Annotated in this window: 9 protein-coding genes; 5 read left to right on the top strand and 4 right to left on the bottom strand. The window is 68.7% G+C overall.

The window, feature by feature from the left end; translation table 11 throughout:
* The first annotated feature begins 111 nt into the window (after positions 1 to 111).
* The 5 genes from psaM to KBZ04_RS11445 all read left to right on the top strand — a co-directional run bounded on the left by psaM (position 112) and on the right by KBZ04_RS11445 (position 3,459).
* Positions 112 to 216 carry a photosystem I reaction center subunit XII gene (psaM, locus tag KBZ04_RS11425; RefSeq protein WP_035828799.1) on the top strand — a complete coding sequence of 35 codons (105 nt, stop codon included), beginning with the start codon at positions 112 to 114 and terminating at the stop codon, positions 214 to 216.
* Positions 217 to 442: 226 nt separating this feature from the next.
* On the top strand, positions 443 to 856 hold the full coding sequence (locus KBZ04_RS11430) for a hypothetical protein (RefSeq protein WP_254992047.1): 414 nt from the start codon (positions 443 to 445) through the stop codon (positions 854 to 856).
* Positions 857 to 892: 36 nt separating this feature from the next.
* Complete coding sequence (locus tag KBZ04_RS11435; RefSeq protein ID WP_254992048.1) at positions 893 to 1,897, top strand: protochlorophyllide reductase; 1,005 nt, start codon at positions 893 to 895, stop codon at positions 1,895 to 1,897.
* A gap of 99 nt (positions 1,898 to 1,996) precedes the next feature.
* Positions 1,997 to 2,578 (top strand): hypothetical protein, encoded by a 582-nt coding sequence (locus tag KBZ04_RS11440; RefSeq protein ID WP_254992049.1) that lies wholly within the window; start codon positions 1,997 to 1,999, stop codon positions 2,576 to 2,578.
* The gene (locus KBZ04_RS11445; protein WP_254992050.1) at positions 2,575 to 3,459 is read left to right on the top strand and encodes a hypothetical protein; all 885 of its coding nucleotides are present in this window, start codon (positions 2,575 to 2,577) and stop codon (positions 3,457 to 3,459) included. Before KBZ04_RS11440 ends, KBZ04_RS11445 begins: the two co-directional genes overlap by 4 nt.
* 12 nt (positions 3,460 to 3,471) lie before the next feature.
* On the opposite strand, the gene bchL is transcribed toward KBZ04_RS11445, so the two are convergent.
* The 4 genes from bchL to KBZ04_RS11465 all read right to left on the bottom strand — a co-directional run bounded on the left by bchL (position 3,472) and on the right by KBZ04_RS11465 (position 8,047).
* The gene (gene bchL, locus KBZ04_RS11450; protein ID WP_254992051.1) at positions 3,472 to 4,383 is read right to left on the bottom strand and encodes a ferredoxin:protochlorophyllide reductase (ATP-dependent) iron-sulfur ATP-binding protein; all 912 of its coding nucleotides are present in this window, start codon (positions 4,381 to 4,383) and stop codon (positions 3,472 to 3,474) included.
* 116 nt (positions 4,384 to 4,499) lie between these two features.
* Positions 4,500 to 6,164 carry a ferredoxin:protochlorophyllide reductase (ATP-dependent) subunit B gene (locus tag KBZ04_RS11455; protein WP_254992052.1) on the bottom strand — a complete coding sequence of 555 codons (1,665 nt, stop codon included), beginning with the start codon at positions 6,162 to 6,164 and terminating at the stop codon, positions 4,500 to 4,502.
* Between the two features lie 7 nt (positions 6,165 to 6,171).
* Positions 6,172 to 7,440: a ferredoxin:protochlorophyllide reductase (ATP-dependent) subunit N gene (locus KBZ04_RS11460; protein ID WP_254992053.1), complete on the bottom strand. Its 1,269-nt coding sequence runs from the start codon at positions 7,438 to 7,440 to the stop codon at positions 6,172 to 6,174.
* A 103-nt stretch (positions 7,441 to 7,543) separates the two neighbouring features.
* Entirely contained in the window at positions 7,544 to 8,047 is a 504-nt protein-coding gene (locus KBZ04_RS11465) for a hypothetical protein (RefSeq protein ID WP_254992054.1), read from the bottom strand.
* Positions 8,048 to 8,310: the final 263 nt, after the last annotated feature.

Raw genomic sequence — 8,310 nt, forward strand, 5'->3', positions numbered from 1 at the left:
GGAGCAGGGTGGGGGCGCCATCAAGAGCTGTGACAGGGCAGGGCCTCAGGCTGGACCGTAGCTCGCGATGGCCGAAGAATGGGTCGGTCAAACTCCATCCACGTCACGGATATGGTCACCCCGATCAACCAGGCCGAAGTGCTGATTGCCCTCGTCGTGGCGGCCCATGCCGGCGTGCTGGCCGTGCGTCTCTGCTTCAGCCTCTACAAAGCCTGAAGCTGCAGGGGCTGTGCCCTTGGCAAGGGGCGTACCGGCTGCTACAAGCGAAGGGCTCGCAGCCTTTCCTCAGGTGCGCCAGACCCAGCCCCAGCCCTCCCGGCGCCAGTCTTCCGCTGCAAGCCGCTCCACCGGTCGCTCGCGCCGTTCCTCGGCCCTGCGTGCGGCCCCGGACGGCCCGGTCGCCCCGCTCCCCTGGGCTGCAGCCACCAGCGCCGTCCCCTCAGTGCCGTCGTCCCATACCCCGGCCGAAGCCGGGGGGTATGGCATGGAAAGCCAGCTGCTCTCCCTGTCCGCCGAGCGGCAGGAGCTGGTCTGCAGCCTCATCGGGCTGGTGGTGAAGCTGGGGCTCATCGGACTCACGGGCGTGAGCCTGTTCCAGCTCGCCGGCGCCTACCAGCAACGCATGGAGAGCCAGGGGGAGATCTCGGCCGTTCTGGAGATCGAGAACGCCAAGCTGGTCAAGGCCAGGGAACGTTTCGATGCCCTGTTCATGGTGGAAGGTGAGCAGCGCCTGATCCGCGAGCAGAGCCAGTGGATCGCCCCGAACCGCCTGCGGGTGATCTGGCAGTCGAACCGTCCGTTTCCAACTGTTGACTCCCCCGCCTCCGGTTCCGGAAACCAGGGCGCCCGTCCGTAGGTTGGGGCCCCCCTCGCCCCCCGGACCATCCCCGCCATGGTGACCTCCTCCGGTGACCCCGCCCTTTCTCCCAACCGCAGCGGCGTTCCCGGGACGGCCCTGATCACCGGCGCCTCCTCCGGAGTCGGTCTGTTCGCCGCCAAGGCCCTGGTGGATCGCGGCTGGCACGTGGTGATGGCCTGCAGGGACACCGACAAGGCCCGCCGCGCCCAGGCCGCCCTCGCCATTGCCGATGCCGCGGTGACCCACCTGAAGGTGGATCTGGCCGATCTCGACGGGGTGCGCGCCCTCGTTGATGCCTTCCATGCCACCGGCCGCCCCCTCGATGCCCTGGTCTGCAATGCGGCGGTCTACCTGCCGCGGCTGAAGCATCCGGAACGCTCTCCCCAGGGCTACGAAATCTCGATGGCCACCAATCACTTCGGCCATTTCCTGCTGATCCACCTGCTCCTCGACGACCTCAAGCGCTCCAGCCACCCCTCGCGGCGCCTCGTGATCCTGGGCACCGTCACCGCCAACTCCAAGGAGCTGGGGGGCAAGATCCCCATCCCCGCCCCCGCCGACCTGGGCGATCTGTCCGGCTTCGCCGCCGGCTTCAAGGCCCCGATCGCCATGGCCAGCGGCAAGAGCTTCAAGCCCGGCAAGGCCTACAAGGACAGCAAGCTCTGCAACATGATCACCACCCAGGAGCTGCACCGCCGGCTGCATGGCAGCACCGGCATCGTGTTCACCTCCCTCTACCCGGGCTGCGTGGCCGACACTCCCCTGTTCCGCCACACTCCGCGGGCCTTCCAGACCATCTTCCCCTGGTTCCAGAAGAACATCACCGGCGGCTATGTGAGCCAGGCCCTGGCGGGCGAGCGGGTGGCCCAGGTGGTGGCGGACCCGGACTTCGCCGTCTCCGGCATTCACTGGAGCTGGGGGAACCGCCAGACGAAGGGGGGCAAGCAGTTCAGCCAGGAGCTCTCCGAGAAAGCGAGCAACCCGGTCACCGCCCAGCGGATGTGGGACCTGTCCCTGCAGCTCGTGGGACTCGCCTGAGGCGATCAGCGGGCCGGCGCCATTGCGTCGGAATTTGCCGATTCAGACGCAGGGCGTGCGGGAGCCGCTAAATGTCATCCAGTACCACCCCTGGAGTCGATGGCCCGCACGCTGCGCTGGGGAGTCGGACTGCTGCTGGTCGTCAGCCTGGCCATCGGTGCCTTCCTGCTCCTGCCGTTCGGCTCCTGGCTGCCGGGCGGAACGGTGGCGGATGTGCAGCTGGGCCAGGTGGTGAACGGCACGGCCTTCAACCGTCTGTTCCCCGAGCCGGACGACGGTGACCAGCTGGTGTTCACCCAGGAGAAGCGTGGATTCAGCGAAGCCAGGCTGAAGCATGACGGCCAGGTGAAGGCCCTGCTCGCCATCTCCGATGTCACCACTGCGCCGGAGGCACGTAAAAAGTTCGAGACAAGCCAGAGCCGGCTGCAGGGCTGGCCGCTGGTGGAGCAGGGTCCGCAGGCCACCGCCCTGCTGGTGGCCGACCGCTTCCAGATCAAGGTGATCGGCCAGGGCGATGGGCTGGAGGCCGAGCAGCGTCAGGAACTGATCGGCCGGTTCAACCTCCGGGGCCTGGCGGCTCTGCAGCCGGCCAGCGGGCAGCGGGCGGCCCTGCCCAGCGGCCCAGACACCGCCGGACGCCAGAGCCTTGGGCGCCTTGCGGCCATGGAGCCCGCGTCATGAGCTCCGTTCTTGAGCGGCTTGATCGCCTGCCCCGCCGCAACCTGACGGTGCTCGCCATCAAGGGCCTCAGCACCCTGGTGCCCGGCGGATGGAACAACATCACCAGCGCCGACGGTCTGATCGCCGACGTGCTGGGCAGCAGCGATCCGGAGCTGATCCGCCAGGTGCGCTCCCGGGCCGACGCCTTAAGCCGGGCCCGCCACGAAGGCTATGGCCGTGCCCTGAGCTTGTATGTCGCCGTCAACCGCTCCCAGAAGGCCGCCGGTGGGCTGCGGCTGCTGGCCAACATCGGTGGCGCCCTGCCGCTGGTGAAGCGTGTCGCCGATCTCACCCCCACCAGCGAGACCCTGCAGGCGGCGGATCTGAGCCTGAAGGTGGCCGCCGAGATGCTGGCCTTCACCCAGGTGAACGGCCTGCCCGGTGACAGCTTCGGCGACTTCGCCGCCGCCCTGGGCGAGTACGCCGGCGAAGCCCGGGTGAGGATGGCCGCCCTGATCTGCTTCGATGCCCTGCTGCCCCTGGGCGACCAGGCCCTGCAGCGGCTGGATGGCCTGCTGGGGGGCGTCGACAAGCGGGACCTGCAGCAGCTGCCCACCTACGCCGGGATGGCCAAGTTGCTGCCGGGACGGGGCGATGGGGCCCACCTGACCTTCCTGCGCCGGGGCGTGGACCAGTGGCTGGGCTGGGCCGGCGGGTTCACCAGCCAGCTGGGTCTCACCGGCCAGAAGGCCGTGCAGGCCCTGGAGACCACCCTGGGCCCCTGGCAGGGGGGCTTCCAGCAGATGGCCACCTTCCTCGATGCCTTCACCGACACCTACCAGCACACGGGCGTGCAGGCGGTGGCGCGGCGGCTGGTGGAGCGGGCCGCCGCAGAAATCTGACCCCCGAGGGGATCAGTCGAAACCGAGCAGATCGAAGATCTCCCGATCCTTGAGCGATTCGGCCTCCAGGGGCTCCACGTCAGTGAGCATCTTGCGGGCCAGGCTCAGGTATTCCTGCTGCACGGCCTCCACTTCGGGTGTGCTCTCCATCTCGAAGATGGTGCACTTCTTGAGCCGTGACTTGCGGATCGCATCGACGGTCTTGAAGTGGGCCATGGTGCGCAGGCCCGTGCGCTCGTTGAACTTGTCGATCTCGTCGGTCTGCTCGGAGCGGTTGGCGATCACCCCACCAAGGCGCACCTTGTAGTTCTTGGCCTTGGCATTGATCGCCTGCATGATCCGATTCATGGCGAAGATCGAATCGAAGTCGTTGGCGGTCACGATCAGGCAGTAGTGGGCGTGCTGGAGCGGAGCCGCGAAACCGCCGCAGACCACGTCACCCAGCACATCGAAGATCACCACGTCAGTGTCTTCCAGCAGGTGGTGCTCCTTGAGCAGCTTGACCGTCTGGCCGGTCACGTAGCCGCCGCAGCCGGTGCCGGCCGGAGGCCCCCCCGATTCCACACACATCACGCCGTTGTAGCCCTCAAAGACGAAGTCCTCGGGCCTCAGCTCCTCGGTGTGGAAGTCGACGGTCTCGAGGATGTCGATCACCGTCGGCACCATCTTCTTGGTGAGGGTGAAGGTGGAATCGTGCTTGGGGTCACAGCCGATCTGCAGCACCCGCTTGCCCAGCTTGGAGAAGGCGGCGGACAGATTCGAGGAGGTGGTGGACTTGCCGATGCCGCCCTTGCCGTAGACGGCGATCACCAGGGCCCCCTCCTCGATGTTCATCGAGTCGTCCTGATGCACCTGCAGGCTGCCCTCGCCATCTTCGCGGGGGTTGGCGGTGGTGCTCGAAGGAGGTGTGAGTGTGGTGGTCATAGGAAGAACAAGGGGAAGCCGGCGCACCGGCGGATCACTCGTAAGGAAACAGCCTGCTCATTTCGGATCCCGGCTGTCGGGGGATCACGCAAACCGAAACATCGCCAGAGAGGCCCTCAGCGGCTGAAGTGGGCCTTGGCGTCGTAAAGGGCTTCGGCATCGATTCTCTCCAGGCCCCGCTCGAGGGCAAAGGCTTCGGTGTTCTTGCGCACCTTGCCCCGCACGAAGAAGGGAATCTTGGCGAGCTCGGCCTCTCCATCGGCGGTCCAGAGGCTTTCGAGGGCCTCCCTTACGGCGGCGGCGGCCGTGGTGGTGCCGGGGGCCGGGGCAGGGGCTGCGGCAGGAACCGCAGCGGCCGGGGCCGCCTCGGGCTCGCCCGCCCCCGCCGCCGTCGGGGCGCCATCACCCAGGTGGCTGCGGTGGCCGTCGACGAACTCGAAGTCGTGGCGGAACATGCCGATCAGGTGCTCCTCCAGGCCCATCATCAGCGGGTGCACCCAGGAGTCGAAGATCACATTGGCCCCCTCCCAGCCCATCTGGGGGGAGTAGCGGGCCGGCACGTCCTGGACATGCAGGGGGGCGCTGATCACGGCACAGGGCAGCCCCAGCCGCTTGGCGCTGTGGCGTTCCATCTGGGTGCCGAGCACCAGCTCCGCCGCCGCCTCGCCCATGGCCTTCTCCACCACCAGGTAGTCGTCGGTGATCAGGGCCTCCAGGCCCAGCTCGGCGGCGGCGGCCCTCACCTCCCGGGCCTGCTCACGGCTGTAGCTGCCCAGGCCCACCACCTGGAAGCCCAGTTCCTTCGAGGCGATCCGGGCGGCGGCGATGGCGTGGGTGGCATCGGCGAAGATGAACACCCGCTTGCCGGTGAGGTAGGTGGAATCCACCGACTTGGAGTACCAGGGCAGCCGTGAACGGCGCTCGGCCTCGCTCGGCTGACCCTCCAGCTCCTGCAGCTCGGCCGGCAGCGCCAGGTCGAGCACGCCATGGAGCTCCCGCAGGAAGGCGGCGGTGGCGCCGATGCCGATCGGCACCGTGCGCACCACCGGGGTGCCGAAGCTGCGCTCCAGCCAGCTGCACACCGGACCCGCCACCTCCGGATAGAGGCAGACATTGGCATCGGCCGTGGGGATGCGCATCAGATCGGCGGGCCGGGCCCCCAGGGGCGCCACCACCGCCACATCGATGCCGTGCTCGGCCAGCAGCCGGGTGATCTCCAGGACGTCGTCGCGGCAGCGGAAGCCGAGCAGGCTGGGACCCAGCAGATTGACCCGGGGGCGGCGGCCCTCGTCGCGCCAGCGGGACGGGGAGGGCTTGGGGGTGCCTGGGGCCGGCAGCTGGCTCTTGAGCAGGGTGCGGACCAGCTGGTAGAAGGTCTCGGCGGCGCCCCAGTTCTCCTTCTTGGAATAGGCCGGCAGCTCCAGGTTCACCATCGGCACCCCCAGGTTCATTCCGGCGGCCAGGGCGCCGGGCTGGTCCTGGATCAGCTCGGCGGTGCAGCTTTCCCCCACCAGCAACGCTTCGGGCTGGAAGCGCTCGACGGCCTGGCGGATCGAGCGCTGCACCAGCTCGGCGGTGTCACCGCCCAGATCCCTGGCCTGGAAGGTGGTGTAGGTGACGGGGGGCCGCAGGCCCCGCCGCTCGATCATCGTGAACAGCAGGTCGGCGTAGGTGTCGCCCTGGGGGGCATGGAGCACGTAGTGCACCCCCTCCATGGAGGTGGCGATGCGCATGGCACCCACGTGGGGGGGGCCTTCGTAGGTCCAGAGGGTCAGTTCCATGGGGGTCTCAGGAGAGCTGCAGCAGGGCCCGGCGCCGCAGGGGGCGGGCAAACAGTTCGGCCAGTTCACCGGCCTGGTCGCAGCCGTGGATCGGGCTGAACACCAGTTCGATCGACCACTTGGTGGCGATGCCTTCGGCCTCGAGGGGATTGGCCAGCCCCAGGCCGCAGAGCACCAGGTCCGGGCGGGAGGCCCGCACCCGCTCCAGCTGCAGGTCGACGTCCTGGCCCTCGCTCAGCTGGGTGTCGGGGGGGAGCAGGGCCAGGTCGGCGGCCATCAGCTGGCGGTCGAGGTAAGGGGTGCCCACCTCCACCAGCTCCATGCCGCATTCCCGGCTCAGGAAGCGGGCCAGGGGAATCTCCATCTGGGAATCGGGCAGCAGGAACAGCCGCTTGCCGGCGAGCACCTCCCGGTGGGGCTCCAGGGCGCGGCGCCCCCGCTCCACCAGGGGGTCGAGCACGGCGTTGAAACGGTCGCCGGGTACGCCGAAGGCGGTGGCGGCGGCGGCAATCCAGTCGCGGCTGCCCTCCACGCCGAAGGGATAGGGGGCGCTCAGCAGCGTGGCACCCCGGTGCTGCAGGGCCCGGGCGGTGGCGCTGAGGAACGGCTGGGCGAGCAGCACCCGTGTCCCCTTGCCGACGGGGGGCAGATCGGTGGAGCGCCGCGGCGGCAGGCTGCGGACCGTGGTGATGCCCAGCCGCTCGAAGATCAGCCGGAAGCGATCCTCCACCGCATCGGCCAGGGTGCCCACGATCAGCAGCTGCTCCTCATCGGAGCTGGGCAGCAGGGGCAGCATGGCCAGAAGGGCATTGTCCTCCCCCTGGGTGAAGGTGGTCTCGATGCCGCTGCCGGAGTAATTCAGCACCCGCACCCGTCCGATGAGCTGGGTGTTGAGGCGCTCGGCCGCCTTGGCCAGGTCGAGCTTGATCACCTCACTGGGGCAGGAGCCCACCAGGAACAGGGTGCGGATCTCGGGCCGGCGTTCCAGCAGATCCTTCACCAGCCGGTCGAGTTCCTCGTTGGCATCGGCCAGACCCGCCAGGTCCCGTTCGCCCAGGATCGCCGTGCCGAAGCGGGGTTCGGCGAAGATCATCACGCCGGCCGCCGACTGGATCAGGTGGGCGCAGGTGCGCGATCCCACCACCAGGAAGAAGGCGTCGGGCATGCGGCGGTGCAGCCAGACGATGGAGGTGAGGCCACAGAACACTTCCCGTTGGCCGCTCTCCTTGAGAATGTCCGGGGGTGACGGCTGAATCGGTGGAGCGGACACACCCATGGAAGGGATCGCCAGGTATCGGGCTTCCATGGGTTAGCGGGGCCGACGGGGTCCGCGCCCGACTGCGTTACATCTTTTCGGGATCGTGTGCGGATTCCAGCGCTCATAGGCGGCGGCGGAACCCTTCACCGAAACTGGCCCCGCGCTCGTCGCGATCGCCATCGGCGCTGCGGCTGAGCTTCCAGACGTTGCGCCCCAGGCGCCGGGCCCTGAGCCCTCCCCGCTCGACCACCGCTGCCCCCGGCCGGGCCCCCATCAACTGGGCCACCTCGGCGGTGGTCAGGGGGGCGCCGGTGCGGATGGCCAGGTCGGTGATCTCGAGCCGCTGGCGCAGGCCGGTCAGATCGACCGGGTGGTCCGCTTCACCGGACTCCTTCCAGTCCCCGAAGCCGTCGGCGCCGACACCGCCCATGCGCCGCATCAGACCCAGGCCGATGAAGGCGAGGGCCTGCTCCGGCCGCACCCCCTCATCCAGCGCCCGGGTGATCCATTCGGACACGGTGTCCTGGTCGAGGGAGGGGCGCAGGGGATGGGTCTCGCCCGCCACCCCGGCGGCCGGTGATTCGCTGCTGGTGGAAGGGGCGGAAACGGTGCGCCGAGTGGTCATGGTCGCGCCTGGGAAGGTTGTACCGGAAGGTATCGGTTGCCATCGGTCTCGCAAGGGTCCCTGGGCTGGGAAGCCCCTTTGCAGCACAATGAATTCAGGACTGAACCGCCCCACAACCGGGTGCACGGCTGAGTGCCTCCATTCAGTACGTCCCCGCTCCCACCATGGACCGTTCTCTCCATCGGCCCTGCGCACAGTCCGCTTCGCACCCCCGGTTCGACACGACGGCATCACGGGAAGAGCCCATCGAAATCGCCCCCGGG

It is taken from the genome of Cyanobium sp. N5-Cardenillas (assembly GCF_024345515.1).
Lineage (GTDB): Bacteria > Cyanobacteriota > Cyanobacteriia > PCC-6307 > Cyanobiaceae > Cyanobium.